Source organism: Nitratireductor indicus C115 (genome assembly GCF_000300515.1).
Classification (GTDB): Bacteria; Pseudomonadota; Alphaproteobacteria; order Rhizobiales; family Rhizobiaceae; genus Nitratireductor; species Nitratireductor indicus.
In genome coordinates this window covers 1-25,552 of sequence record NZ_AMSI01000002.1, presented here as the reverse complement: position 1 = coordinate 25,552, position 25,552 = coordinate 1, and the positions used below count along the sequence as shown (strand labels likewise).

Annotated in this window: 24 protein-coding genes and 1 tRNA gene; 7 read left to right on the top strand and 18 right to left on the bottom strand. The window is 61.2% G+C overall.

From position 1 onward, the window contains the following. Positions 1-29: 29 nt before the first annotated feature. The 3 genes from NA8A_RS02730 to pdxR form a co-directional block, all read right to left on the bottom strand. Positions 30-785: a Stf0 family sulfotransferase gene (locus NA8A_RS02730; protein ID WP_009449467.1), complete on the bottom strand. Its 756-nt coding sequence runs from the start codon at positions 783-785 to the stop codon at positions 30-32. A 203-nt stretch (positions 786-988) separates the two neighbouring features. Then, positions 989-1,078 (bottom strand) — tRNA-Ser (locus NA8A_RS02725). Positions 1,079-1,187: 109 nt separating this feature from the next. Continuing rightward, positions 1,188-2,636, bottom strand: coding sequence for a MocR-like pyridoxine biosynthesis transcription factor PdxR (gene pdxR / locus NA8A_RS02720; RefSeq protein ID WP_009449466.1), 1,449 nt, complete (start codon positions 2,634-2,636; stop codon positions 1,188-1,190). A gap of 97 nt (positions 2,637-2,733) precedes the next feature. Between pdxR and NA8A_RS02715 the strand changes: the two genes are divergently transcribed. From NA8A_RS02715 to mazG, 5 genes are all read left to right on the top strand, one after another. After that, positions 2,734-3,438, top strand: coding sequence for a glutamine amidotransferase (locus NA8A_RS02715; RefSeq protein ID WP_009449465.1), 705 nt, complete (start codon positions 2,734-2,736; stop codon positions 3,436-3,438). Beyond that, positions 3,435-4,154, top strand: coding sequence for an MOSC domain-containing protein (locus NA8A_RS02710; RefSeq protein WP_009449464.1), 720 nt, complete (start codon positions 3,435-3,437; stop codon positions 4,152-4,154). Before NA8A_RS02715 ends, NA8A_RS02710 begins: the two co-directional genes overlap by 4 nt. Next, positions 4,151-5,446, top strand: coding sequence for a serine hydroxymethyltransferase (glyA, locus tag NA8A_RS02705; protein ID WP_009449463.1), 1,296 nt, complete (start codon positions 4,151-4,153; stop codon positions 5,444-5,446). The genes NA8A_RS02710 and glyA overlap by 4 nt, the downstream gene beginning before the upstream one ends. A gap of 2 nt (positions 5,447-5,448) precedes the next feature. Continuing rightward, complete coding sequence (pdxY, locus tag NA8A_RS02700; protein ID WP_240532726.1) at positions 5,449-6,294, top strand: pyridoxal kinase; 846 nt, start codon at positions 5,449-5,451, stop codon at positions 6,292-6,294. A gap of 169 nt (positions 6,295-6,463) precedes the next feature. Next, positions 6,464-7,282 carry a nucleoside triphosphate pyrophosphohydrolase gene (mazG, locus tag NA8A_RS02695; RefSeq protein WP_009449460.1) on the top strand — a complete coding sequence of 273 codons (819 nt, stop codon included), beginning with the start codon at positions 6,464-6,466 and terminating at the stop codon, positions 7,280-7,282. 28 nt (positions 7,283-7,310) lie between these two features. On the opposite strand, the gene hflX is transcribed toward mazG, so the two are convergent. The 9 genes from hflX to dusB form a co-directional block, all read right to left on the bottom strand. Continuing rightward, positions 7,311-8,621 (bottom strand): GTPase HflX, encoded by a 1,311-nt coding sequence (gene hflX, locus NA8A_RS02690; RefSeq protein WP_009449459.1) that lies wholly within the window; start codon positions 8,619-8,621, stop codon positions 7,311-7,313. A gap of 57 nt (positions 8,622-8,678) precedes the next feature. Next, positions 8,679-8,927 carry an RNA chaperone Hfq gene (hfq, locus tag NA8A_RS02685; RefSeq protein WP_009449458.1) on the bottom strand — a complete coding sequence of 83 codons (249 nt, stop codon included), beginning with the start codon at positions 8,925-8,927 and terminating at the stop codon, positions 8,679-8,681. 151 nt (positions 8,928-9,078) lie between these two features. Continuing rightward, positions 9,079-9,945, bottom strand: coding sequence for a D-amino-acid transaminase (locus NA8A_RS02680; RefSeq protein WP_009449456.1), 867 nt, complete (start codon positions 9,943-9,945; stop codon positions 9,079-9,081). Between the two features lie 105 nt (positions 9,946-10,050). After that, on the bottom strand, positions 10,051-11,427 hold the full coding sequence (trkA, locus tag NA8A_RS02675; protein WP_009449455.1) for a Trk system potassium transporter TrkA: 1,377 nt from the start codon (positions 11,425-11,427) through the stop codon (positions 10,051-10,053). Between the two features lie 237 nt (positions 11,428-11,664). Then, positions 11,665-13,026: a nitrogen assimilation response regulator NtrX gene (gene ntrX, locus NA8A_RS02670; protein WP_009449454.1), complete on the bottom strand. Its 1,362-nt coding sequence runs from the start codon at positions 13,024-13,026 to the stop codon at positions 11,665-11,667. Between the two features lie 3 nt (positions 13,027-13,029). Next, positions 13,030-15,303, bottom strand: coding sequence for a sensor histidine kinase NtrY-like (locus NA8A_RS02665; RefSeq protein WP_009449453.1), 2,274 nt, complete (start codon positions 15,301-15,303; stop codon positions 13,030-13,032). Positions 15,304-15,459: 156 nt separating this feature from the next. Then, positions 15,460-16,908 (bottom strand): nitrogen regulation protein NR(I), encoded by a 1,449-nt coding sequence (gene ntrC / locus NA8A_RS02660; protein WP_009449452.1) that lies wholly within the window; start codon positions 16,906-16,908, stop codon positions 15,460-15,462. Beyond that, on the bottom strand, positions 16,905-18,050 hold the full coding sequence (locus NA8A_RS02655; protein ID WP_009449451.1) for a two-component system sensor histidine kinase NtrB: 1,146 nt from the start codon (positions 18,048-18,050) through the stop codon (positions 16,905-16,907). The genes ntrC and NA8A_RS02655 overlap by 4 nt, the downstream gene beginning before the upstream one ends. Beyond that, a complete protein-coding gene (dusB, locus tag NA8A_RS02650; protein WP_009449449.1) occupies positions 18,047-19,090 on the bottom strand; it encodes a tRNA dihydrouridine synthase DusB in 1,044 nt (347 codons plus the stop codon). Before dusB ends, NA8A_RS02655 begins: the two co-directional genes overlap by 4 nt. Before the next feature lie 125 nt (positions 19,091-19,215). On the opposite strand from dusB, the gene NA8A_RS02645 reads away from it, so the two are divergent. Further along, complete coding sequence (locus NA8A_RS02645) at positions 19,216-20,442, top strand: bifunctional 2-C-methyl-D-erythritol 4-phosphate cytidylyltransferase/2-C-methyl-D-erythritol 2,4-cyclodiphosphate synthase (RefSeq protein WP_040671728.1); 1,227 nt, start codon at positions 19,216-19,218, stop codon at positions 20,440-20,442. Beyond that, entirely contained in the window at positions 20,439-20,948 is a 510-nt protein-coding gene (locus NA8A_RS02640; protein ID WP_040671658.1) for a CinA family protein, read from the top strand. The genes NA8A_RS02645 and NA8A_RS02640 overlap by 4 nt, the downstream gene beginning before the upstream one ends. A 4-nt stretch (positions 20,949-20,952) precedes the next feature. On the opposite strand, the gene NA8A_RS02635 is transcribed toward NA8A_RS02640, so the two are convergent. The 6 genes from NA8A_RS02635 to NA8A_RS02610 all read right to left on the bottom strand — a co-directional run bounded on the left by NA8A_RS02635 (position 20,953) and on the right by NA8A_RS02610 (position 25,505). Then, a complete protein-coding gene (locus NA8A_RS02635; protein ID WP_009449446.1) occupies positions 20,953-21,411 on the bottom strand; it encodes a type II toxin-antitoxin system RatA family toxin in 459 nt (152 codons plus the stop codon). A 7-nt stretch (positions 21,412-21,418) separates the two neighbouring features. Then, positions 21,419-22,381, bottom strand: coding sequence for a lipoyl synthase (lipA, locus tag NA8A_RS02630; protein ID WP_009449445.1), 963 nt, complete (start codon positions 22,379-22,381; stop codon positions 21,419-21,421). A gap of 7 nt (positions 22,382-22,388) precedes the next feature. Continuing rightward, the gene (locus NA8A_RS02625; RefSeq protein WP_009449444.1) at positions 22,389-22,673 is read right to left on the bottom strand and encodes a GlsB/YeaQ/YmgE family stress response membrane protein; all 285 of its coding nucleotides are present in this window, start codon (positions 22,671-22,673) and stop codon (positions 22,389-22,391) included. 71 nt (positions 22,674-22,744) lie between these two features. After that, positions 22,745-24,190, bottom strand: coding sequence for a dihydrolipoyl dehydrogenase (lpdA, locus tag NA8A_RS02620; RefSeq protein ID WP_009449443.1), 1,446 nt, complete (start codon positions 24,188-24,190; stop codon positions 22,745-22,747). 108 nt (positions 24,191-24,298) lie between these two features. Further along, positions 24,299-24,850, bottom strand: a complete 552-nt coding sequence (locus NA8A_RS02615) for an HdeD family acid-resistance protein (protein ID WP_009449442.1) — start codon at positions 24,848-24,850, stop codon at positions 24,299-24,301. Between the two features lie 16 nt (positions 24,851-24,866). Next, entirely contained in the window at positions 24,867-25,505 is a 639-nt protein-coding gene (locus NA8A_RS02610; protein WP_009449441.1) for an SGNH/GDSL hydrolase family protein, read from the bottom strand. Between the last annotated feature and the right edge of the window lie 47 nt (positions 25,506-25,552).

Sequence of the window (25,552 nt, the reverse complement as noted above, 5' to 3'; positions counted from 1 at the left end):
GGAAGTCGACGCGCGAGCAGAGAATACGTTTAGAGAACCTGAATCCGCCCCTTGAGCGGCTCCTTCTTCAGGAAGCGGCGCATGTTTTCAAACGTCCTTGGCGCCGGAGCGTCGATCAAACCGAGCACCAGCCCACTCTGCTGCGCTTCCTCCTGAAAGCGCCGCATCCACTCCTCGGTGCGCCCGTCGCGCTGAATGTTAAGCTCGGTTTTGAAATCGCCCTCGAACGCTACGCCTTGAAGAGATGCCATTGCATCCAGGAACGGCTTCGGATCGGCGAGCAGATCCTCGTAGAAGAAATGCTGATGTTTCAGCCCCATAAGGCGCAGATAGGCGTGCCAGAAGGCATAGCCGCGTTCGATGTAGAAATAGGCCCTGTAGATGGCCGCGAAATCGTAGCTTTCAGCGCCGGTCGTTCGAACGGAATTGCTTTTCCAGCGCCCGGTCATGATGGCGCGGGCATAGGAGACGGCCTGCCGCAGACGATCGCGACGCTCCAGAAAAATGAGCTCCACCTGATGGCGCTTGCGCAATGCCTGAAGGAAATCACCTCCGTAAAGCTCCTGTGCCCAGCGCAGATGACGTGCAAAGAGCTTTACGGCGAAGCGGTCATTGGGTGTGGCGCCTTTCTCGATCACCGCATCAAGGAGCTCATCAAGGCTTGCAGGCAGGAATCCGAGATCCGGCACTCCGAGCCATTCAGCGGATTTGCCCATTCTGCCGGTATTGTTTGTCAGGCTTCCCAGCCACTCCGAGCCGCTGCGCGCCTCGGTTAAAATCGCCACTCCGCGCAAAGACGCCTCCCCTAGCCGGTTAATAAACGCTAGCCACAGGCGGCAGTGCGGGTCAATGTTGCCTATCAGGAAATAAGCACAGGATACCCGCTACTCTGAGGCTGATGCTTGAAGGTAAGGCCATTCACGTTCTTCAAAGGGATTGCCGCAACGGGGACGGCCCGCTCACCATTTCACGGATGTTCGGCGATGAATGGCGGAGGCGGTGGGATTCGAACCCACGAGACGGTCACCCGCCTGCCGGTTTTCAAGACCGGTGCCTTCAACCACTCGGCCACACCTCCGCGGACGGAAGGCCGGATTCGCATGCGAAGCAACCTGACCGTCGGATCGGCTTTTACAGCCCGTGCGAATGCAACGTCAACTCGTTCCGCAACCCGTAGGCGCTTTCCTTCAGCGCAAACTCTCTCTCGCCCTCTTCAAAAGTACAACGGCATTCGCAGCTTCCCGCTCGTCGAGATTGGCAAAGCCGATGCGGAAAGCCTGCGGAGCGCCGGTCACCTCGATGCAATGGTTCATGCCCGGCATGACCGAAAGTCCCATCCGTCTCGCCGCCCGGCTCCACTGCTCGGCATTCAGCCCCTGCCCGATCCGCGTCCAAAGCGCCAGTCCACCTGCGGGAAGCGAAAAGGAGAGCTCGTCCGAAAGCTCGCGCGAAAGCAGTTCGGCCATCCGGTCGCGCCGGGCCTGATAGATACGGCGTGTCTTGCGCGTGTGGCGACCAAGGTCGCCTTGATGCAGGAGCGATGCAACGGCCTGCTCCAGAACCACATCTCCCTGACGGTCGATCGCCTGGCGCAGATCGGCCATCCTCCGAATGAGTTCGGTCGGGCCGGTTGCGTAACCGAGCCTCAGGCCGGGAGCCAAAACCTTGGACAGAGACCCCACATAGACAAGCCCCTTTTCGTGCCCCATGCGTGCGGCAAGAGGCAGGACCGGGCGCCCATCGAAACGATATTCGTGATCGTAATCATCCTCGATGATCGTAAAATTGTGTTGTCGCGCAAGTTCGGCAAGCCTGATACGCCGCGCTGCGCCGAGCGTCACGGTCGTCGGATACTGGTGATGCGGGGTAACGTAGACGGCGCGAATATCCGGTTCTCCAGAAGCGATCCGGGCAAGATGTTCGACGGAGATCCCCTCCGCATCCACCGGGACTGGAACCACCCGGGCGCCTGCCGCCCGGAAGGCCGACACCGCCAGCGGATAGCCCGGCTCCTCCACGGCGATCACCTCGCCCGGCTCGATCAAGGCTGCAGCAGCCAGGAAAAGCGCCATCTGGCTGCCCCGCGTGACGATCAGATCGTCAAGATGAACCTCGAGACCGCGCTCGGCAGACAGGTGCAGACAAAGCGCTTCCCGCAAGGCCGGAACGCCGCGTGGATCCCCATATCCGGCCCCGTTGAGGAGATCGGGCCGGTGGAGGGCATTGCGCAGAGCCCGCGCCAATTCGGCGGCTGGCAGCAGGCGGGCATCCGGCGCTCCATCGGAGAACTCCAGTAGCGGCGGGCCGTTATCGGCCCGCAACTCCTTACGGGTTCCGGTGGCGAGAAGAGGTTTGGACCTGCGCCCGGCAGGAACCGGATCGAGCGGCAGATCGTCGGCGACAAAAGTTCCTCGTGCAGGTTGCGCCGTCAGCCATCCCTGCATCGTTGCCTCATGATAGGCGGCATCGACCGTGTTGCGGTGTAGCTTCAGCGTCTTGGCAAGCGCTCGGGTGCCCGGCAATCGCTGTCCCGGTTTCAATCTCCCGGCCTCGATGGCCGCGATGATCTCGCGCGACAATTGAAGGAAAACGGGTTGGCCCGTGCCTTCACGGATTTCGAATGCAATCTCACGCACCCAACCGGCCTATCAATATTTTCAAAACTGGCCATTTTTGACCATCCGATACACCTGTATCCGAACAGGCACGAAACGATCAAGCAAAGATACGCCGATGCCCAGGACAGCCGTGGCACTGCGCCATGTACATTTCGAAGATTTAGGATCTTTCGAGGCAGCACTCACGGCGGCTGGCTACAAGGTCTATTACTACGATATCGGCGTTCATGAATTGTGGACGCTCGATCCGATCAAGACGGACCTTGTCCTGGTGCTTGGGGGACCGGTGGGCGCTTATGAAATCGACGCCTATCCCTTTCTGGGAGAAGAACTCGATTTTCTGCGCATCCGGCTTGCGGCTGACCGACCGACCTTCGGAATTTGCCTTGGCGCGCAGCTGATGGCGACAGCGCTCGGTGCGCAGGTCCGGGCATCCGGCATCAAGGAAATCGGGTTTGCCCCCCTCACCCTTACCGATACAGGCAGGGAAAGCGCGCTTGCCCGCATCGACGGGCTTCCCGTGCTGCATTGGCATGGCGACATGTTCGATATTCCCCACAACGCCATTCGGCTTGCCGAAACAGTGACCTGCCCAAACCAGGCCTTTGCGTGCGGGCGCAATATCATGGGGGTTCAGTTTCACCCGGAGGCCGATACGACTTCGGGCTTCGAGCGCTGGCTTATCGGACACGCGTTCGAAATCGCTGCCGCCGGTATCGATCCGCGACAGCTTCGGTCGGATGCGCAAAAGCATGGGGCCAGGCTTCGCGATGCCGGGCGTGCAATGTTTGCGCAATGGCTGCAGGGGATCGAGACGTGAAAATCGCCCTTTCAGAGTTGCTGACCGGGCAGGTCCAGCCTTTCGGCCCTCATGATGTGCCAAGCGGCATATTGAAATCCCCGGCCAATAGGCCGCTTTGGCTCGGTCTCGAAGGATTTGAGGGCGATGCACAGGGCGACCGGCGGCATCACGGCGGACCGGACAAGGCGGTGCATCACTATCCATTCGAGCATTACGATGTCTGGCGGCTCACGATCGGGCCCTGCCGGGCGCTCGATGCAGCTGGCGCATTCGGTGAAAACCTCTCCACCCAGGGGCTAACGGAAGCGGATATCGCCATCGGAGACGTTTTTCGCCTCGGCGAAGCCGTCATTGAAGTCTCCCAGGGGCGCCAGCCGTGCTGGAAGCTCAACCATCGCTTTGGCGTCGCGGATATGGCCTTGCGGGTTCAGCGAAGCGGTCGGACGGGATGGTATTATCGCGTGCTGCAGGAAGGGCTCGTTCGGCCAGACAGCGCACTCGAACGGATCGAACGCCGGACGCCGGACTGGCCCCTCGCCAGGCTCTGGCGGGTTCTTTACGTCAATACGCTCGACATGGAGGAGCTCTCCGCCATGTCAGCCCTTCCGGACCTGCCGGGCAGCTGGCGCCGTCTTGCGGAACGCCGCCTTTCCAGCCGCAAGGTCGAGGATTGGACCAAGCGCCTTTCCGACACCGCGACAACCATTTCTTCTCCACCTGAAAGCCGATCATGAATATCGAGAATCACAGCCGAACCATCACCGCCATGAGCGCTTTGCCTGACGCCCTCATCGCTTCCGCAATCGCGGCGGAGGAAGAGCGCCAGCAAAACGGGCTCGAACTCATTGCCTCGGAGAACATTGCAAGCCGTGCTGTGCGTCTGGCGCAGGCTTCCGTTTTCACCGACAAGTATGCGGAGGGCTATCCCGGTCGCCGCTACTACGGCGGCTGCGGCCCCTCCGACATCATCGAACGGGCGGCGGTGGAGCGGTTGTGCAGGCTTTTCGATGCCGGTTGGGCCAATGTGCAGCCCCATAGCGGTGTGAATGCCAATCTGGCCGTTTTCTTCGCCCTGCTGCAGCCCGGCGATACGATCCTGGGGCTGGATCTTGCCTGCGGCGGGCACCTTACGCATGGCGCGCCCGTCACCGTATCGGGCCGCTGGTTCAATGCTGTCACCTACAAGGTCCGCCGCGAGGATGAACTCATCGATTATGACGAACTTGAACGAGTGGCGCGAAAGGAGCGGCCGAAGCTGATCGTCGTCGGCGGATCGGCCTATGCGCGGCGTATCGATTTTGCACGGGCACGCGCAATCGCCGATGAAACAGGCGCCTATCTGATGGCCGATATCGCACATTATGCCGGCCTGGTTGCTGCGGGCGTCTATCCCAATCCCGTGCCGCACGCCCATATCGTTACTTCGACCACCCACAAGACGCTGCGCGGCCCGCGCGGCGGTGTCATCATGGGCATGGATCCCGAAATCGGACGCAGGATCGACAAGGCCGTTTTCCCCGGTGTGCAGGGCGGGCCACTGATGCATGTGATCGCAGCCAAGGCCGTTGCATTCGAGGAAGCATTGCAGCCGGAATTCAGGCATTATGCGGCTGCCGTGCGGGACAATGCTCAGGCGCTTGCGCAGACTTTGTCGGATGGCGGACTGCGCCTCGTCACCGGCGGCACCGACTGCCATTTATTGCTCGTCGATCTCTCGCCCTTCGATATCGACGGACGGGCTGCTGCCGACATTCTCGAACAGGTCGGCCTCACCATCAACAAGAACACGATCCCTTTCGATGCGCGGCCGCCCATGGCGCCTTCCGGAATAAGGCTCGGCACGCCTTCAGCCACATCTCGCGGGCTCGACCAGCGCGACTTCCGTGAAGTGGGCGGGACGATCTTGAGCGTTCTTTCGGCGCTTCGTGCAGCTGACGGCAGGGTTGACGATGTGGCTCCGGCGGTTCTGGATGCAGCGCGCGATGTCGTAAGCCGACTTACGATTGCGCACCCGATCCTTCGCTGATCATGAGTAAGGTAGCTGATATGCGCCAGATCATCTCGATCCAGAGCCAGGTGGTGCATGGCCATGTGGGCAACAGTGCCGCCGCCTGGCCCATGCAGGCGCTTGGAGCCACGGTCGCGGTCGTTCCGACCACGCTTCTATCCAACCACCCGCATTATCCCACAATGCGCGGTCGTGTTCTGGAGGCGGACCTCGTCGCCGATCTTCTGCGCGGTGTCGAGGAGCGCGGTCTGGTCGAAAATTGTGCCGTGCTTCTAACCGGATATCTGGGTTCCGTGGAGGTTGGCCAGGTGGTTTCGGCCTTTGTCGAACGGGCATTGCGACGCAATCCTGATATTCATTGTGTTTGCGATCCCGTCATCGGCGATAACGGGATCGGTGTTTTCGTCGCTTACGGTTTGCCCGAGCTGATCCGCGACAGGCTTCTTCCTCAAGCGCGCTTGGCAACGCCCAACCAGTTCGAGCTCGAATGGCTTGCAAAACGACCTGCCCGTAATCTGGAAGGAATTGTTGCGGCCATTCATGAGGTTCGTGCAGGGCGATCCGTGGATTTCGCGGTAACGGGCTGCGTTCTGGAAGACACGCCGGAAAGTCAGGTGGAGACCATCGTCGCGGAGGGCGACGCGGTAACGCGGATCTCTGCTCCGCGCATTCCCGTACGCCCCTGTGGAACCGGCGATCTGTTTACGGGCGTCCTCGTGGCGCATCGCAGCGCCGGCCTTTCGCTGTGCGCCTCCGCCCGTCTTGCCGTGCAAGCGGTGTCGGCGGTTCTCACGCAGACGCAAATCCGCCAAAGCGGCGAAATGGTCATCACGCTCGATGCACTGACAGCGAAAGGCGAGGCATAACCTCACCCCGGACGCGGTCCGGACCAGACACGCTTGCAGAGGCTGGCCGTCATGCAGAACGTCTGTGGACTGCCTCAATAACGCCTGGTCCGGTCTTTCCCGATCCCTCATCCGTGCTATCAAACTCGCGGATATTTCAAGGCACCATCCAGGGAAAGGGACAGGCCCCATGCAGCCTTCCAAGGACATCGCGAGATTGTTGGAGATCATGGCTGCGCTGCGCACACCGCAGACCGGCTGCCCCTGGGATGTCGAGCAGGATTTTGCCAGCATCGCCCCCTACACCATCGAAGAAGCCTATGAAGTTGCCGATGCGATTGAACGGGGCGACCTTGAGGATTTGCGCGACGAGCTCGGCGACCTGCTTTTGCAAGTTGTCTTCCATGCCCGCATGGCCGAAGAGGAAGACCGTTTCGATTTCGGTGACGTGGTGCACGCCATCACCAAAAAGATGATCCGCCGGCACCCCCACGTCTTTGGCAGTGAGGAGGCCCGCGGCAAGGGCATGGCGAAGGGCATGTGGGACCGCATCAAGGCGGAGGAAAAGGCCGAGCGTCTTTCCCGCCGCGCAGCACTTGGTCTCGAGGAAACCCCACCTGCCTATCTTGATGAGGTACCGCGCGCCCTGCCCGCCTTGATGCGTGCGCTCAAGCTGCAACAGCGCGCTGCCCGCGTCGGCTTCGACTGGGGAGCTGCCGGTCCTGTCCTCGACAAGATCGAGGAGGAAATCGGCGAGTTGCGCGAAGCCATGGACAGCGGCAATGAAGCGCATATCGGAGAAGAATATGGCGATCTGCTTTTTGCGCTCGCCAATCTCGGTCGGCATCTGGGCAAGGACCCCGAAGCGGCACTTGCAGCCGCCAATGACAAGTTCCGCACCCGTTTCGACCATGTCGAGCGCATGCTGAAGGAACAGGGCCGAACGCTGGAAGAAGCCAGTCTCGAAGATATGGAAGCGCTCTGGCAAGACGCCAAGAAGCTCGGATAGTTTCCAGCCTCGACGGGCTGGGCGCGCATCATGACTTGCTGTCGCCCGTTAGTTTTTCCAGAATTTCGTTGCGCGCCATATCGGTCGCACGCACCGTAATGGTGATGCTGCCGTCGTCATTGTCCTTGCGTTCAACGACATCGCCATGGCGATAGACCCAATCGAGGAACTGCATCTGACGGGGCGACAGGGTCAAAGTGAGTGGAGCAAGCGCGCCTGAAATGCGCTGTTCCACCGTCGACAATAGCGTGTCGATCCCCTCGCCCGTCACGGCTGAAATGGCGATGGGCGCATCGGGACCATGGGTTATCTCAAGCTGAGCGTGGCGCTGTTCGTCGGCGAGATTATCGATCTTGTTCCAGACTTCGAGAACACGGGTCTTGTCGGCGGCATCGACGCCCAGATCGCCAAGGATTGACGCGACGTCGTTCGCCTGTGCGCTCGAATCGGGATCGGAGATGTCGCGCAGATGAATGATCAGATCGGCCTCGACAACCTCTTCGAGCGTCGCGCGAAACGCCGCCACCAGATGGGTCGGCAGGTCGGAGATGAAGCCGACGGTGTCCGACAGGATGACGGTGGTACCATGGGGTAGCTGCACGCGGCGCAATGTTGGATCGAGCGTCGCAAAAAGCATGTCCTCCGCCATGACCGAGGCACCGGTCAGCCGGTTGAAAAGGGTCGATTTTCCAGCATTGGTGTAGCCGACGATGGCGACGATCGGAAACGGTACCTTGCGCCGCTTGGAGCGGTGCAGGTCGCGCGTACGCCGCACGGTCTCGAGCTCGCGCTTGAGACGCACGATCTTGTCCTGCAAAAGCCGGCGGTCGGCCTCGATCTGCGTTTCACCGGGACCACCCATGAACCCGCCGCCGCCGCGCTGACGCTCCAGATGGGTCCAGCTGCGCACCAGACGGCCTCGCTGGTATTCCAGATGCGCAAGATCGACCTGCAGGCGACCTTCCTTGGTGCGCGCCCTGCGTCCGAAAATTTCCAGAATGAGACCGGTGCGATCAAGCACCTTCGCGTTGAGCGCCTTCTCCAGATTGCGCTGCTGAACCGGTGTCAGGGGGTGGTCGACGATGACCACTTCCGCTTCCGCTTCCGCGACACGCGCGGCCAGTTCATCAAGCTTTCCTGTTCCAAGGAGGGTGGCTGGTCGCGGCTGGTTGACCGCCACGATCTCGGCGGCGATCACATCGAGGTCGATCGCTTCGGCAAGCCCCACCGCCTCCTGTGAGCGCGCATCGGCGGAACGGATAGGCGCGCCCTTTTCGGCTGCCCGTCTTTCCGCAGCAAGAATGGGCGTAACGACGAAAGCGCGCGTGGGCTCTGCCACGCGCGCTATAGGGTCTCGCCTGTGCCCTTTGCCTTCAGGCTCGTTCGGTTGTGTCAATCAGGATTCCCGATTGCTGTCCTCGGCTTCATAAAGCTGAACCGGCTGACTCGGCATGATCGTCGAAATCGCATGCTTGTACACAAGCTGCGAATGCCCGTCGCGGCGAAGAAGCACGCAGAAATTATCGAAGGAAGTGACAATGCCCGTCAGTTTGACACCGTTTATGAGAAAGATCGTGAGGGGGTTCTTGCTCTTGCGAACGGTATTCAGGAACAGGTCCTGCAAGTTTTGTGATCGTTCCGCCATTTCTTGGTCTTTCACCCATTCGCTGCCCTAGGGGCAGCCAGTAGCGCAAATAACATACCCTTCTGTCAAGAAAGCACCCCGACAGAAAACGCATATCAGAATTGCGCCAGGAGCCCAGGATGACCCGGGCCGCTACCACCATGCCCGTTGGTTAACAGGTAGGACTTTTTTCCGCAATCTCAAAAAACGCTTCCCGCAAGGAACGGGCGACACTGCCCGGATGTCCATTTGCAACCGGCTTGCCGTTAATGCTGACAACGGGGCTCACCAGCGATGTCGCGCTGGTAACGAAGGCCTCGCGGGCGGCCTGTGCCTCTTCCACACTGAAAACGCGCTCCTCGACCCTGAGACCGAGCTTGTCGGCGACCTTCATCACCGTGGCGCGGGTGATTCCCCGCAGAATTCCATGATCGGCCGGGCGTGTCACAAGCGATCCATCCTTGGTGACGATCCACGCATTGGTGGAAGCGCCTTCCTTCACCGTTCCGTCCGGATCGACGAACCAGGCCTCACCGGCGCCCGCTTCCACGGCAGCCTGCTTGGCCAGAACATTGGGAAGAAGGCCGATGGTCTTGATATCGACGCGCTCCCAGCGGTTTTCGGGTACCGTTATCACGGCCATGCCCTTGGCCGCCTTTGCCTCCACGGCGCGCGGGTCCATCCGCTTGGCGGTCACCACCAGCGCGGAACGCACGGGCTTGGTCGGGAAAGCGTGATCGCGCGGCGCAACGCCACGCGTCACCTGCACATAGACCATCCCATTGCGCACGTGATTGCGGCGAATGACCTCGCGCAGGATCAGCTCCATAGCTTTTCGTTCCACCGGCCAGTCCATGCGCAGTTCCCGCATCGATCGGTCGAGGCGATCCAGATGCCCCCTCTCATCGACAATGTAGCCACGCTTGATTTCGCAGACCTCGTACACGCCGTCGGCCAGCTGATAGCCGCGATCCTCCACATGCACAGCAGCGTCGGCATGACGCACATAGCGGCCGTTCACATAGGCAATGCGGGGCATTTCGTATCTCCGTTCTGACGATGACCGAATCAGGACCGATCCGGATGCGGGCAAGATGATGAGCCATGGCTTTTGTTGCAGGCGCCAAGCCTCAAATCAAGCGGCTCAGAAGAACTCCAGACTGACGCGGAACATCTGTTCGACCTGGCGCACCGCGCTGTCCAGCGCGAATATGACAACACGGTCCTTCGGCTTGATGCGCAGAGAACCGCTCGGCTTGATGACCGCGCCGTCACGATAGACGGCGCCAATGCGCATGCCGTCGGGAAACTCCACTTCGCTCAAGGGCGGCCCCACCAGCGGCGATGTCTCCAGAGCTTCCGCCTCGATCACTTCAGCCGCGCCGCGTTGAATGTTGTGGACAGCGCGGATGCGGCCGCGACGCACGTGCTGCAAGACCTTCGAGATGGTCACCGAGCGCGGGTTCACATGGGCGTCGATACCAAGTGTCTTGGCGAAGTCGTGATAGGTCGGATTGTTGATCAGAACCAGGTTGGAACGACAGCCCAGACGCTTGGCGATGACGCTCGACAGGATGTTGACCTGATCGTCGTTGGTCAGCGCGACCATGAGGTCCGCATGCTGTATATCGGCCTCAAGCAAGAGCTTCTGGTCGAGTGCGCTGCCATGCAGAACGACGGTGCGGCGCAGGCGGTCGGCCAGTGCCACGGCACGCTCGCGCGTGCTTTCAATGATCTTGACCTTGGTGCGGCTGTTCTTCTTCTCCATGGCGCGTGCCACGTAGAGCCCGATATTGCCGCCGCCGGCCACCACGATACGGGTTGCCTCGCGCTCCTCGTGACCGAACAGGCCAAGCGTGCGGCGCACCTGATCGCGGGTGGTGACCACATAGGCGAGATCGCCCGCTATCAGCTGATCACGCGAATGAGGAATGAAGAGTTTTCCCTCCCGCGATACGCCGACAACCGTCGAAGGCAGGTCTGGAAAGAGCTCCGTCAGCTGCGAGAGCGGCGTGTTGATAACCGGGCATTCGTCAAGACATTCAATCGCGACCATGGCCACGTGATCGTCGGCAAAGCGCACGACATCGGTGGCTCCAGGAAGCGCTATGCGGCGCATGACCATCTCGCCAACCTCGACTTCTGGCGAGATGATGACGTCGATGGGCAGATGATCGCGCGAGAAAAGATCCATGTAATGGGACTGCAGATAGGACTGCGAGCGAATACGCGCGATCTTGGTGGGCACATTGAAAAGTGAATGCGCCACCTGACAGGCCACCATGTTCACCTCGTCGAACAAGGTGACGGCAATGATCATATCGGCTTCGCTGGCGCCAGCCGATGCCAGAACGTCGGGGTGCGCACCATGGCCGACGAAACCGCGCACATCGAGCGTATCGCGTACGGCGCGAATGAGCTCAGGGGACGTATCGATCACCGAGACGTCGTTCTGTTCGGAGGCGAGACGCTCCGCGATGCCGTAACCGACCTGCCCGGCGCCGCAAATGATGACCTTCATCGTCCACTCCCTGCCCCGCAACGCGGGGTCTTGGCTGAGGCATTGCTCTAGCCGTTTTTCACTTGCAAGGAAACAGGCGGGATCATGTTCGGGCAGCGGTAATCGCGCCCTCGCGGTCCGTTATGAACCCGCAATGAGAAGCGCGGTGAGACCTTCCGGGCGCACCAGGGCGCTCAATCCTTTTGCCTTTCCGCTTCGATGCGAACGTCAGGTGGCGCCAACTGGCTGAAAATCGCCCTAGACTCCCAGCGATTTGAGCTTGCGATGCAAGGCCGAGCGCTCCATCCCCACGAATTCGGCCGTGCGCGATATGTTGCCACCGAAGCGGTTGATCTGGGCGAGAAGATATTCCTTCTCGAACATCTCGCGTGCCTCGCGCAGCGGCAGGGCCATGATGTGCTGGTCCGACTGGGTGGGCAACTTCGGCATTACATCGCCGATTTCGGCCGGCAGAAGATCAGCCGTGATCGGCGTGTCGGGATTGTCGCTGCGCGTCAGGATCATCAACCGCTCAACATTATTGCGCAGCTGGCGGACATTGCCCGGCCAGTTGTGTGCCTGGAGCACTGCCATGGCATCGTTTCCGAGCGGGCGCGCCTTGATGCCGGCCTGTTCCCCGATGGTCTGCATGAAATGATTGACGAGCAACGGAATGTCCTCGCGCCGCTCGGCGAGCGGCGGCACGCCAACCGGGACCACGGCCAGACGATGGAAAAGGTCCTCGCGAAACCGCCCCTCGGCGATCAGCGATTCTATGTTTTGGGCGGTCGATGAAATGATGCGAACATCCACCTTGACCCGTCTCGTGCCGCCCACGCGCTCGAACTGCTGGTCGACCAGAACACGCAGAATCTTGCTCTGCGTGCCGGAGGGCATGTCGGCCACTTCATCCAGATAAAGAACGCCGCCATGGGCCTCCTCGAGGGCGCCGACCTTGCGTTCATTGCCATTGGACTCCGTCCCGAACAATTCGACTTCCATGCGTTCCGGCGTGATCGCGGCGGCATTCAGCGTGACGAATGGCCCGTTCTTGCGGGAGGATGCTGCATGAATGGCGCGAGCGACGAGTTCCTTTCCGGACCCTGACGGCCCGGTCAGCATGATGCGGCTGTTGGTCGGCGCAACGCGCTCAATGGTCTGGCGCAGCTGGTTCATCGCGGCGGATTGGCCGACGAGATCGAAGGTCGCGCCGGTGCGCTTCTTCAGATCGTTCATTTCGCGCTTGAGTTTCGAAATTTCCAGCGCTCGCTCGCAAATGAGGATCAGCCGGTCGGTCTTGAAAGGCTTCTCGATGAAATCATATGCGCCGCGCTTGATCGCGGAGACGGCGGTTTCGATGTTGCCATGGCCCGAGATCATCACCACGGGCATGTGTGGATAGAGCTCCTTGATGCGGTCGAGCAACGCGAGACCGTCGAGCTTCGATCCCTGGAGCCAGATGTCGAGCAGGATGAGGCGCGGAACGCGTTCGGCAATCGCGGCCAGCGCGCTATCGCTGTCGAAGGCGGTACGCGCTTCGTGGCCCTCGTCGCTCAGTATGCCGGCCACGAGTTCGCGAATGTCTTCCTCGTCGTCTACGATCAGAATATCGGAGGCCATGTTCTACCTTTTTGTCGTCTCTCTGGCCCTGTCGGCGTCCTTTTCGGGGGCCGATTGGGCAGCGGGAAGGATCATGCGGATCATCGCGCCAACCCCGTCATGGAAATCTTCCGGAGCATCGTGCAGCTCCAGCCGTCCCCCGTGGTCCTCGATGATCTTCTTGACGATGGCGAGACCAAGGCCGGTGCCCTTGTCCCGCGTCGTCATATAGGGTTCGAGCAGTCTCTGGCGGTTTTCCCGCGGAAGGCCCTTGCCGTTGTCGATGACATCGACCTGGATAAAGCGGCCGCGCGGCCGCGCCACGACACGGATCGCGCCAGGCTGCCCGTGCGCACGTTCCGCGGCCTCGATGGCTTCGGCAGCATTCTTGATGACATTGCCGAACGCCTGCCCCATCAGACGGGCATCGAAATGCCCCATCAGCGGCTCATCCGAGAAGTCGCGTTCGAACTTGATGTCGCTGCGCGCGACTTCCACCAGGAACGAAGCCTCGCGCAAGGGATCGCGCAGGTCCAGAAGCTGGATATCGGGCTTGGGCATGCGCGCGAAGGATGAGAATTCATCGACCATCCGGCCGATATCGCCCACCTGGCGAATGATCGTGTCGGTGCACTGGTCGAATATCTCGCGGTCCTGTTCGATGACCTTGCCGAAGCGCCGGCGGATGCGCTCAGCCGAAAGCTGGATGGGCGTGAGCGGGTTCTTGATCTCATGCGCGATGCGGCGCGCCACATCCGCCCAGGCCATGGAGCGCTGCGCCTGCATGAGGTCGGTAATATCATCGATGGTGACGACATAGGAATGCTCGTCCGCCTCGCCGACACCCTCTTCTGTGGTGATCTGGACGTTGAACGTGCGCTCGACGCCCGCGCGATAGAAGGTGGTCTGCTCGCGGTAGACCGGCTTGCCCGACTTCCGCCCGGCCTCGAAGATCCGTCCCACGTGCGGCAGCACGGCGGAAAGGTTTTCGTCGACCGCCGAATGCGCATCGATATCGAGCATGGCCTCCGCCGAACGGTTGACCATGGCGACGGTTCCTTGCGAATCCACACCAATGACGCCCGCCGTCACGCCTGAGAGTACTGCTTCGGTGAAGCGGCGGCGCTCGTCGATCATATCCTTGGCGGTAATCAGCTGGTCGCGCTGCGACTTCAGCTGCTGCGTCATCTTGTTAAAGGTGTCGCCCAGAAGGGCGACATCGCCATCGGAAGCGCGCACCGGAACGGACACTTCAAGGTCGCCGGTCGAAACATCGGCGGCGGCGCCAATAAGCTGTCGGATGGGGCGCACCAGCCGGTCGGCCACGGCAATGCCGGTCCAGATGGCCGCGAGCACGATGGCCAGGGTGACCACCAGATAGAGCAGCGCGAAGGCAAGCTGCGTGTTACCGCGATTGTCCTCCAGCGAACGATATTCATCCGTGTTGGAACGCACGATCTGGCGGGCCTTCAACACTTCAGGATCAAGCAGCGCGCCCGTATAGAGATAGGCGTCGGGTATTTCCTGAAGCTTGTAGACGGCCGTCACGAGGTTCGTGCCTCCGATCTCCTTGAAGGCGATCTCCGAACGGTCGGCCGTTTCGATATCCGCATTGCCCGGCCTGGGTAAGGGAATATCCTCCCCCATCTGGGCGCTGATGATGACCGACCCGTCGGCGCGCACCAGTTCCGCATCGGCAAGGCCGCGCAGAACGGCTTGCCGCGTCATGAAATCACGAAAACCGTAACGATCGAGATTGTAGAGCGTGCGTGCCTGATCGAGACGCACGGCCATGCTTTCGGTCGTGCCCTGAAGACTGCGCGCATTCTGCTGAACGTAAGCGTCGGCAATCGACAGGGAGGAATAGATGATGACCTTAGTCCGCAATTCGAACCAGCGGTCGAGACCGAGCTCCAGTGTTACAGAAGCTATGACAGCAACGAGAATGGCCGGGATTGCCGCCACCAGCGAGAACATCGCGATGATGCGCACATGCAGGCGCGATGCCGCGCGCGCGCCTTTGCGGCTCCGGTAGATGCGCATCGCCTCCGAAAGGATCAAGCCGAGGAGAAGCAGGATGAAACCGACATTGATGGCAATCAGAAACAGCGTCGCGCGGGCATCCGGCGTAAACGGCGTCAGACCAAGCAGGACCGTGAAGGACACCGCAGCCGTCACCAGCGCACCGACCGCTGCCGCGATGCCAAGATAAAGCGACGCCCTCCGGTCTCGCCGTGGCGTTGCCGGCAGTGGAGCTGGCAGGGGATCTATCCCGGAACTTTCCGATACACTCGCCATCGACCTGAAGCTCGTCCCCGAACGGTTGTACAGTTGTTGCACATATGCAACGACTGTAGCGATCATGCAACAGTTTGATCGGCCAATCGTGGCAATGCTGGGGCAGAACGGGGATTAAGCGCCGCGATCGAGACTCGTGGATGCGTTCTGGATGCGCTAATTCGCGCCACGGTAGATGTTGATGGCGTATTCGCGGATTTTCTTGCGCAGCGTGTTGCGGTTCAGGCCAAGGAGATCGGCGGCTTTCAGCTGGTTTCCACCCGTTGCCGTCAGGGCCGCGATGAGAAGCGGCTGTTCCATCTGGGCAAGCACGCGCTGATAAAGACCGGCGGGTGGCAACTGGTCTCCGAACTGCGCGAAATAGCGCTGCAAATGCTGCTCTACCGCCTGTTCCAAAGTGACGCTTTGCGGAGCAGGTTCGGCCTCGCCCTGGCGCATGGAGCCCGCCGCGCGCAGTTCCTGCTCGATCACTTCCGCCGAAATCTCGTCCTGCGGATAAAGCGCGGCAAGCCGCCGGATCAGGTTTTCGAGTTCACGCACGTTGCCCGGCCAGCGATAGTGCTTCATCCGCGACAGACCTTCCGGGCTGATGCGCTTTGCCTGCAGGCCTTCCTTCTCGGCGCGGGCAAAGAAATGACGCACCAGATCGGGGATATCCTCTGCCCTGTCGCGCAGGGGCGGCAGGCGCAGCGGAACCACGTTCAGCCGATAGAACAGGTCCTCGCGAAACAGGCCCTGATCGATCAGCATGCGCGGATCCTTGTTGGTGGCCGCCACGATGCGCACATCGGTGCGGATCGGCGTGCGGCCGCCGACCGTTGTGTATTCGCCCTGCTGGAGGACGCGCAGAAGGCGCGTCTGCGCCTCCATCGGCATATCGCCAATCTCGTCCAGGAAGAGCGTGCCGCCCTCCGCCTGCTCGAAACGGCCGAAAGATCGTGACTGCGCGCCGGTGAAAGCGCCCTTCTCATGACCGAACAGTTCCGATTCGATCAGGTCACGGGGGATGGCAGCCATGTTGATGGCAACGAAAGGCCCCTTGCGGCGACGGCCATATTCGTGGAGCGCCCGCGCAACCAGCTCCTTACCGGTTCCCGATTCGCCGCTGATCATCACCGTCAGATCGGTCTGCATCATGCGCGCCAGAAGACGGTAGATTTCCTGCATGGCAGCGGAGCGTCCGATCAGCGGCAGGGTGTCGGGGGCCTCCGGGATCGGGGCTTCGCGATTGCCCGATTTAGGCTCCGACAGAGCGCGGCCGACGATATTGACGAGCTCCGTCAGGTCGAAGGGCTTGGGCAGATAATCATAGGCACCGACCTCCGAAGCGCGGATCGCGGTCATGAAGGTGTTCTGAGCGCTCATCGCGATAACGGGCAGGTCGGGACGTGCCTTGCGAATGCGTGGCAGGAGATCGAAAGCATTGCCGTCAGGCATCACAACGTCGGTGATGACCAGGTCCCCCTCGCCCGCCGACACCCAGCGCCACAATGTCTCGACATTGGACGTCACACGGACTTCGTAACCGGCACGCGACAGCGCCTGATTGAGCACCGTGCGGATTGCCGCGTCGTCATCGGCGATGAGAATGCTGCCGCTTTTCATGTCTGGATTTCCTGTTCACCGGTCAGGAGTGCATCGCCCCGCGCCTCGCGCCAGGCCGGCATCAAGATGCGGAAGACCGTGCCGCGTTGTCCGGACGATTCGCATTCGATGACACCGCCATGTGCGCCGACGATCTTTGCAACAAGTGCAAGCCCAAGGCCCGAACCGTTCTGCTTCGAGGTCACAAAGGGATCGAAAATAATCGGGCGCATATCCTCGGGAATGCCGGGCCCATTGTCGTAGACGCAAAATTCGAGAGGTAAGGCCACGCGGTCCGGAGAACCCGGCACGGACAGGCGAATTCCCGGCCGGAAAGCGGTGGTCAGACGGATTTCACCGTCCTCGCGGTCGCCAATTGCCTCCGCAGCGTTTTTCACAAGATTGAGGAAGACCTGAACGAGCTGATCCCTGTTTGCCCAGACTGGCGGCAGGGAAGGATCGTATTCCTCGACGAAGGCGATCTTTCGGGCAAAGCCATTGCGGGCGGCAGCCTTCACATGATCGAGAACGAGGTGGATGTTGATGGGGGCCCGCTCAACCGGTCTTTCATCCGAGAAGACCTCCATGCGGTCGACAAGGGCCACGATGCGATCCGTCTCTTCGGTAATGAGCCGCGTCAGCGCGCGGTCCTCGTCGGTCACCGCGTGTTCGAGAAGCTGCGCTGCGCCGCGAATGCCGGCGAGAGGATTCTTGATCTCGTGAGCCAGCATCGCGGCAAGACCCGAAACGGAGCGCGCGGCTCCGCGGTGAACCATCTGCCGGTCGATCTTGTCGGCCATGGAGCGCTCCTGGAGGAGCAGCGCCACGGCCCCCGGCAATTCGGAAACGGGCGCGGCATGGATATCGACCATGCGCTCGGAGCCGAGCCTCGGGGATGAGATGTCGACCCGATATTCGTTCATGGCAACGCGCTGGGCACGCACCTGCTCCACCAGCGCGACAAGCGGGCTGCCGAACGGCACGAAATCGGAGAGACGGCTGCGCGCCAGTATGGTAGCGCCGGAGCGGAAGAAATCCTCGGCTTCCGCATTGGCGTGGACCATGAAGCCGTCCTCGTCGATCATGACGACCGGATGACGCAGCGTGTTGAGCAGCGTCTGCGCCGCAACCGCCTCCGATAAGCCAGCCCCATTCTGTTTCATGCCGCCAACTCGCCTTCGCCCGCACGGAGGACGCGATGCAGCCGGTCGATGACGCCGCGATAATCCGTGCCGGTCATGATTGATTTCCGATCCTGTACCCCGACCCAGGGCGCGTGCCGATCCAGATACCAGCCCAGGTGCTTGCGCGCATGGCGCAAGCCCTGCTCCGCGCCGTAGAGGCCAAGCATTGCCTCATAGTGATCCACCACATAGGCGGCGAGAGCGAGCGGCGAACGGGGCATGTCCTGCGCTATCCGGCCAGCCGCCTGCGCGACGATGCGGCCTGCCGTCCAGGGAGCACCGTAATGGGCGCGCCCGATCATGACGGCGTCGGCGCCCGACTGCTCCAATATCTCCGCAGCATCCTCTGGCGAAGAAACGTCGCCATTGGCAACGACGGGAATGCTCACCGCGTCCTTGACGCGTGCAATGGCGCGCCAATCGGCCTTACCCTTGTAGAATTGGCATCGCGTACGCCCATGGATCGTGACCATGGATACGCCTGCTTCCTCGGCGCGCCGGGCGATGGCGGGCGCATTCAGTGCGTTTTCATCCCAGCCAAGGCGCATTTTCACCGTAACGGGCACGGTAACGGCCCCCACCACCGCCTCGATCAGGCCAAGTGCATGGTCGGGCTCGCGCATCAGGGCGGACCCGCAATAGCCGCCCGTCACCTTCTTGGCCGGACACCCCATATTGATGTCGATTATGTCGGCGCCCTCATCGGCTGCAATGCGCGCCGCTTCAGCCATCCAGCGGGCCTCACGGCCTGCAAGCTGCACCATATGCACATCCACGTTGGGGCGGCGCAGGCGACGCGCCGATTCGGCGCGGCCACGGGCCAGTTCCCCGCTTGCCACCATTTCTGAGACAACCAGGCCGGCGCCATGGGCATAAGCCCTTTCGCGAAAGGCAAAATCCGTGACCCCGGACATGGGTGCGAGAAAAACCCTGTTGCGGATAGTCACCGGGCCAAGCCGGAGCGGTTGCGTCAACATGTCAACCGAAGATGTGCACAAAATTGAAGCACCCGTGATCATTGCTCATTCTTTAGCCACTTTACGACGGCCCCGCAACAGCGTTTTCTTGCCGCAGCGCATAATCGACAAATTCGGCTGGCCTTTCTGCGCCCCAATTATTATGCGTCTGAGGCATGGACAAGCAGATGACACGGCAAGAGAGCGTCATGCAGGCCGCGAAGGGCGAAGTCGCCGCAGTTATCGTGGCCGCCGGACGGGGGGAGCGGGCCGGCCAATCCGCCGAGGGACCCAAGCAATACAGGCTGGTGGGTGGCAAGCCCGTGCTTCGCCACACGCTTGAGACCTTCCTGTCGGATGCCCGTATCGGGCGCATCGTCGTCGCGATCCATCCCGATGACGAGGCGCTGTTTGCCGAAGCTGCCGAAGGCCTGACCGACCGTGTGATGGCCATCCATGGCGGCCCCACGCGCCAGGCATCCACGCGCCTCGCACTTATCGCGCTCCACGATCCGGATCCGCAGGTCGTCCTCATCCATGATGGCGTACGCCCCTTCATCGACAGAGAGCTGATCGGGCGTGTCATAGGCGCCGTCGAGGCGGGCACCGGCGCCCTTCCCTCTCTGCCTGTGGCGGAAACACTGAAACGGGCCGGACACGCGGGCCTCATCGCAGAAACTGTCCCGCGCCACGACCTGCATGGCGCACAAACACCGCAAGGTTTTCCCTTTTCTCTGATCGCGGCTGCGCACGACCGCGCATTCCATCTTGGTCGAGACGATTTCACGGACGATTCGGCCATTGCCGAATGGGCCGATATTCCGGTTCGGCTCGTTGCCGGCTCTGTTGACAATATCAAGCTCACCTGGGCCCGCGACATCGCTCTCGCTGACCAGCGCATGAACCGCGCGAGCGCCTTTCCCGATGTGCGCACCGGCAATGGCTATGATGTGCATTCCTTCACCGACGGCGATGCGGTCGTGCTCTGCGGTGTGCGCATTCCCCATTCCAGGCGGCTTTCGGGCCATTCCGACGCGGATGTCGGCCTTCATGCCCTGACCGACGCGCTTCTGGCCACCTGCGGCGCAGGCGATATCGGCACTCATTTCCCGCCTTCCGATCCGCAATGGAAGGGTGCGGCCTCGTACATCTTCGTGGAGCATGCGGCGCATATCGTGCGCGCGGCGGGCGGGCGCATCGCCAATGCGGATGTCACCCTCATCTGCGAAGCGCCGAAGGTCGGCCCGCATCGCGCGGCCATGACCGCCGCCATGGCAGCAATGCTCGGCATTGCCGAACACCGCATTTCGATCAAGGCGACGACCAACGAGAAACTCGGTTTCGTCGGACGCGAGGAAGGCATTGCAGCCATTGCCACCGTCAGCGTGATCTATCCCGGCGAGGTTCCCGCATGAGTGGGTATCAAGCCCGGCAAGAGGCTTTGGCGCGAGCCGTACTGGCGGCATGCGAGGCACGCGGCATCATGCTTGCGACAGCCGAATCCTGCACTGGCGGAATGATTGCAGCCGCACTGACCGATATTGCCGGTTCCTCGACCGTGGTCGACCGGGGCTTCGTCACCTATTCAAATGAAGCCAAGATGGACATGCTCGGCGTTTCGGCAAATACGCTGGACGCCCATGGCGCGGTATCGCGCGAGACGGCGCTGGAGATGGCGCGCGGTGCGCTGGAAAACTCACGTGCCAGCATTTCTATCGCCGTGACGGGTGTTGCCGGCCCCGGTGGCGGATCGGCAGAAAAGCCTGTCGGTCTTGTCTGGTTCGGGCTTGCGCTCGAGGGGCACGAACCAGTCGCGCAATCGCGCATTTTCGAAGGTCTCGACCGCGCGGGTGTGCGCTCCGCAACCGTTGAGACCGCACTCGGCATGGTTCTGGAAGCGCTCAGGCAGACGACGAACTGATAAATCAGGCCGCGCCGCGATTATAGACCTGATCGGCGCGCCGCTCGAAAGCTTCGGCAAACATGCGGAAAGCGCGATCGAACATCGCCCCCATCAGGGCACCCAGCATGCGGCTCTTGAATTCGTACTCGATGAAGAAATGAATGTCGCACTTGCCTTCCGCGGCAGGCTCGAAACGCCATTCATTCTTCAGAAAGCGGAAAGGCCCATCCACATAGCGGACGTCGATTGCCCGTTCGGCGGGTTTCAGGGCCACCTGGCTCGTAAAGGTCTCCCGTAGCGCCTTATAGCCCACGGTCATGTCAGCAACGAGCAGGGTAACCCCGTCGCGTTCCTTGCGGGTGCGCACCGCAAGCGCCTCGCACATGGGCAGGAACTCGGGATATTTCTCCACATCCGCCACGAGCGCGAACATCTCTTCGGGCGAGTGCGCAACGTGCCTTACGGTCTCGAATTTCGGCATGTCTTCTTCAGGCCGACTGCAGACGCGCCTCGCGCGCAGCCTTGAGCTTGGCGAAATCCTCACCCGCATGATGCGAAGACCGCGTCAGCGGGCTTGATGAAACCATGAGGAAACCCTTGGCGTAAGCAACGGTCTCGTAGGACTTGAACTCGTCGGGTGTCACGAACGCCTTGACCGGGTGATGCTTGCGCGTCGGCTGCAGATACTGGCCGATGGTCATGAAGTCGACATCGGCCGAACGCAGATCGTCCATCAATTGGAGAACCTCGTTCCGTTCCTCGCCCAGCCCCACCATGATGCCGGATTTGGTGAACATGGTCGGGTCGAGTTCCTTGACCTGCTGAAGCAGGCGCAGCGAATGGAAATAGCGCGCGCCCGGACGCACCTTCAGATAATTCGACGGTACGGTTTCCAGATTGTGGTTGAAGACATCCGGCTTGGCCTTCACCACCACTTCCAGCGCGCCATCCTTGCGCAGGAAATCCGGGGTCAGGATTTCAATGGTGGTTGCCGGAGACGATGCGCGGATCGCGCCGATCACGTCGGCGAAATGCTGCGCGCCGCCATCGTCGAGATCGTCCCGGTCGACCGAGGTGATGACCACATGGTTCAACCCCATCTCGCGCACGGCCTTGGCCACGTTCTCCGGCTCGTTGGCATCGACGGGACCGGGAATGCCGGTGGCGACATTGCAGAAGGCGCAGGCGCGCGTGCAAATCTCGCCGAGGATCATGAAGGTCGCGTGCTTCTTGTCCCAGCACTCGCCGATATTTGGGCAGCCCGCTTCCTCACAAACCGTGACCAGCTTGTTGGACTTCACGATCTCGCGTGTTTCGAGATACCCCCTGGAGGTCGGCGCCTTGACGCGGATCCATTCGGGCTTGCGCAACACTTCCTGATCGGGCCGATGAGCCTTTTCCGGATGCCTTACGCGCGGGCGGTTGCTGACGGTATCGAGTACGGTGACCATTTTTGTCCTATCGCGTCCGGCGGGATTCCGAACGACCGAAAATCCAGAGGATCAGGATGGCACCGACGATGGCGACAACCAGATTGCCCAGGAATCCATAAAACGAGATGTTGACGAGGCTAGCCAATGTCCCGCCAACGAAGGAGCCGGCAATGCCGACGAGTATGTTGGTCAGGAAGCCATGGTTCCTGTTCATGGTCTTTTCGGCCACGTAACCGGCGATGAAGCCGATCAGAAGCAAACCGAAAAAGCCGACTCCCGGCATTCCCATGATTCCGTAGCCGTGTTCCATGACTGGCTCCTTGCATTGTTCCGCCCCGCATATAGTTCAGAATGCGGGGCGGATACAGGGGTAAAGCCCGATCAGGCGTTCAGTGTCCGCCCATAGGCGTCGAGAACGCTTTCCTTCATCATCTCCGACAGCGTCGGATGCGGGAAGACCGTGTGCATCAGTTCTTCCTCGGTGGTCTCAAGGTTCATCGCCACGACAAAACCCTGGATCAGTTCGGTGACCTCCGCGCCGATCATATGGGCGCCGATGAGCTCGCCCGTCTTCTTGTCGAAGATGGTCTTGATGAACCCCTGATCCTCGCCGAGCGCGATGGCCTTGCCGTTGGCGGCAAACTGGAAGCGGCCGACACGGATGTCGCGGCCCGCAGCCTTTGCCTTTTCTTCGGTCAGGCCCACCGAGGCAACCTGCGGCTGACAATAGGTGCAGCCGGGGATAAGGCCCTTGTCTAACCCGTGAACGCCGGGCACTTCCGCGATCTTCTCGATGCAGATCACGCCTTCATGTTCTGCCTTGTGGGCAAGCATGGGCGGGCCGGCGACATCGCCGATGGCGTAGATACCCGGCACGTTTGTGCGGCCATAGCCATCGACCGCGACGCAACCGCGGTCGGTCTTCACACCCAACGCTTCGAGGCCGAGATTCTCGATATTGCCCTGAACACCGACAGCCGAGATCAGCTTTTCGGCCGTGATCTTCTCGACCTTGCCGTCCTTGGTCTCGATATGGGCGGTGACCGTATCCTTGCCCTTCTCCACCTTGGTAACCTTGGCTTCCAGGTGGAACTTGATACCCTGCTTCTCGAACTGCTTCTTGGCGAATTTGGAGACTTCGGCATCCTCGACGGGCAGGATTTGCGGCATCAGCTCCACCACGGTCACATCGGCGCCCATGGTGCGGTAGAAGGAAGCGAACTCCATGCCGATGGCGCCGGACCCCATGACGACCAGCGATTTCGGCATGGTCTTGGGCACCATTGCCTCGAAATAGGTCCAGATCTTGTCGCCATCCGGCTCAATACCCGGCAGAACGCGCGGCCGCGCGCCAGTGGCCACGATGACGTGCTTGGCCTTGTAGGTGCCGGGACCTTTCGTGTTTTTCGGCGCAGGCGGCTGCGGCTGCATGGCCTTCTTGGCGCTTTCGGAAACAACGACCTCACCAGGCTTCGAGAGCTTCGCCTCACCCCAGATGACATCGATCTTGTTCTTCTTCATCAGGAAGCCGACGCCGCCGTTCAGCCGCTGGGAGACCTTGCGCGAGCGATCGACAACGGCAGCGACATCGGCCGATACCTTGCCCTCGATGGTCAGGCCGTAATCCTTGCCGTTTTCGGCGTAGTGCTTGATCTCGGCGGACCGCAGCAGCGCCTTGGTGGGAATGCAGCCCCAGTTGAGACAGATGCCCCCCAGATGCTCGCGTTCGACGATTGCCGTCTTGAAGCCGAGCTGCGCGGAACGCACAGCCGTTACATAGCCGCCGGGGCCCGATCCGATAATGATGACGTCGTAATTTTCAGCCACGGCTGCTTTCTCCTTTGGTCACTTTACGGCTCCCGGAACCGCTCTTGGGAAAGCGGACCCGGGAAACAATTTCGATCAGGCCCGGCCAGTGTCCGGGCGAGTGAAGCCTCAGCTTCGGCCCACCGAACGCAATCCGAATGCGACGAGCAGCAGGAAGATTCCGTTCGACAGAAGTTCAATTGCAAGCAGAATGCCCAGGACAGCGGCTGCAGACCAGGGCATATCGGACAGGATCATCACCCCCAGCACAATCGAGATCAGGCCGGAAGCGAGCACCCACCCCCAACCCGGAAGCGGACGCAGCGCGAAGCCATACATCAATTTGACCACGCCGAGGACAAGAAAAATGACGGCGACGAGAACGGTCAACGAAACGATGCCCGGCCCTGGACGAACCAGTATGGAAATACCCACCGCAAGCGTTAGAACGCCAAGCAGCAGGGACCACAGAAAACCGGACCAGCCACGGACGCGAAACGCCTGAATGATCTGAACCACGCCGAAAAGCACAAAGGTCCAGGCAGCCAGAAGCGCTGCTGTCAGGGTTGCGGCAAAGGGATTGGCCAGCGCCAAAAGGCCGCCGATCAGCGAAATCGCGCCGAGCAGGGCGAGCCAGCCCCAGGATGTATGTACGGGTGTATTTCCTGCCGTGTTGGCCATGCTCATTCCTCCTTTATCAAAGTCCAAGCATGTCTTTGACGATCGGCGCGAGCCCCGCGCCGATGGCACGAGTGTTGTCGGCGTCAAGATGCACACCGTCAAGTGGGCTGGTATGCGCCACTGAGCCGGCGTCGAAAAAGCCTGTGCCCGCCTCTTCCGCCAGGCGGTCGTAAAGCCGTGCGAGCTTGGCCGATTCCTCAAGCGCGCCTTCGAAGACGAGCGAGAAATCCGGATTGTCGGTTTCGCAGGAGGGCGGAGGAGAAACGATCAGAATGGCAGGGGCGGCCTCCCCCATCGGATAATCATGGCCTCGAACGATGTCGATCAGCCTGCGCATGCCCTGTTTGGCGCCAATGGCTTTGCCGCACAGGAACGGCTTCATGTCATTCGTGCCGAGCATGATGACGACCAGTTCGAGCGGTGAATGGCTCATGAGGATCGTCGGCAGGATGCGGGCGCCATTGCGATCGGAGCCTGCAGCAAAATCATCAAAGGCCGTAGTGCGCCCGTTCAGCCCCTCGGCGATGACGCGGACTCCTTTGCCGAGCGCTTCCTTTAAAGCGCTCGGCCAGCGATCCTGAAAAGCGTGACGCCCGGGGCCCGATGGGTCGTACCCCCATGTCAGCGAATCGCCGTAGCACAGGATGGTCTTCATCATCGCCCCCGGACCGTATCCGCTTGCCCCCTACACCAGCATGGCCA

Excerpts from the sequence above, each read along its gene's own strand:
- NA8A_RS02715 (WP_009449465.1), top strand. The coding sequence starts at position 2,734 with ATGCCCAGGACAGCCGTGGCACTGCGCCATGTACATTTCGAAGATTTA.
- glyA (WP_009449463.1), top strand. The coding sequence starts at position 4,151 with ATGAATATCGAGAATCACAGCCGAACCATCACCGCCATGAGCGCTTTG.
- pdxY (WP_240532726.1), top strand. The coding sequence starts at position 5,449 with ATGAGTAAGGTAGCTGATATGCGCCAGATCATCTCGATCCAGAGCCAG.
- mazG (WP_009449460.1), top strand. The coding sequence starts at position 6,464 with ATGCAGCCTTCCAAGGACATCGCGAGATTGTTGGAGATCATGGCTGCG.
- hfq (WP_009449458.1), bottom strand. The coding sequence starts at position 8,927 with ATGGCGGAACGATCACAAAACTTGCAGGACCTGTTCCTGAATACCGTT.
- NA8A_RS02680 (WP_009449456.1), bottom strand. The coding sequence starts at position 9,945 with ATGCCCCGCATTGCCTATGTGAACGGCCGCTATGTGCGTCATGCCGAC.
- trkA (WP_009449455.1), bottom strand. The coding sequence starts at position 11,427 with ATGAAGGTCATCATTTGCGGCGCCGGGCAGGTCGGTTACGGCATCGCG.
- ntrX (WP_009449454.1), bottom strand. The coding sequence starts at position 13,026 with ATGGCCTCCGATATTCTGATCGTAGACGACGAGGAAGACATTCGCGAA.
- NA8A_RS02665 (WP_009449453.1), bottom strand. The coding sequence starts at position 15,303 with ATGGCGAGTGTATCGGAAAGTTCCGGGATAGATCCCCTGCCAGCTCCA.
- ntrC (WP_009449452.1), bottom strand. The coding sequence starts at position 16,908 with ATGAAAAGCGGCAGCATTCTCATCGCCGATGACGACGCGGCAATCCGC.
- NA8A_RS02655 (WP_009449451.1), bottom strand. The coding sequence starts at position 18,050 with ATGAAACAGAATGGGGCTGGCTTATCGGAGGCGGTTGCGGCGCAGACG.
- dusB (WP_009449449.1), bottom strand. The coding sequence starts at position 19,090 with ATGATCACGGGTGCTTCAATTTTGTGCACATCTTCGGTTGACATGTTG.
- NA8A_RS02645 (WP_040671728.1), top strand. The coding sequence starts at position 19,216 with ATGACACGGCAAGAGAGCGTCATGCAGGCCGCGAAGGGCGAAGTCGCC.
- NA8A_RS02640 (WP_040671658.1), top strand. The coding sequence starts at position 20,439 with ATGAGTGGGTATCAAGCCCGGCAAGAGGCTTTGGCGCGAGCCGTACTG.
- NA8A_RS02635 (WP_009449446.1), bottom strand. The coding sequence starts at position 21,411 with ATGCCGAAATTCGAGACCGTAAGGCACGTTGCGCACTCGCCCGAAGAG.
- lipA (WP_009449445.1), bottom strand. The coding sequence starts at position 22,381 with ATGGTCACCGTACTCGATACCGTCAGCAACCGCCCGCGCGTAAGGCAT.
- NA8A_RS02625 (WP_009449444.1), bottom strand. The coding sequence starts at position 22,673 with ATGGAACACGGCTACGGAATCATGGGAATGCCGGGAGTCGGCTTTTTC.
- NA8A_RS02615 (WP_009449442.1), bottom strand. The coding sequence starts at position 24,850 with ATGGCCAACACGGCAGGAAATACACCCGTACATACATCCTGGGGCTGG.
- NA8A_RS02610 (WP_009449441.1), bottom strand. The coding sequence starts at position 25,505 with ATGAAGACCATCCTGTGCTACGGCGATTCGCTGACATGGGGGTACGAC.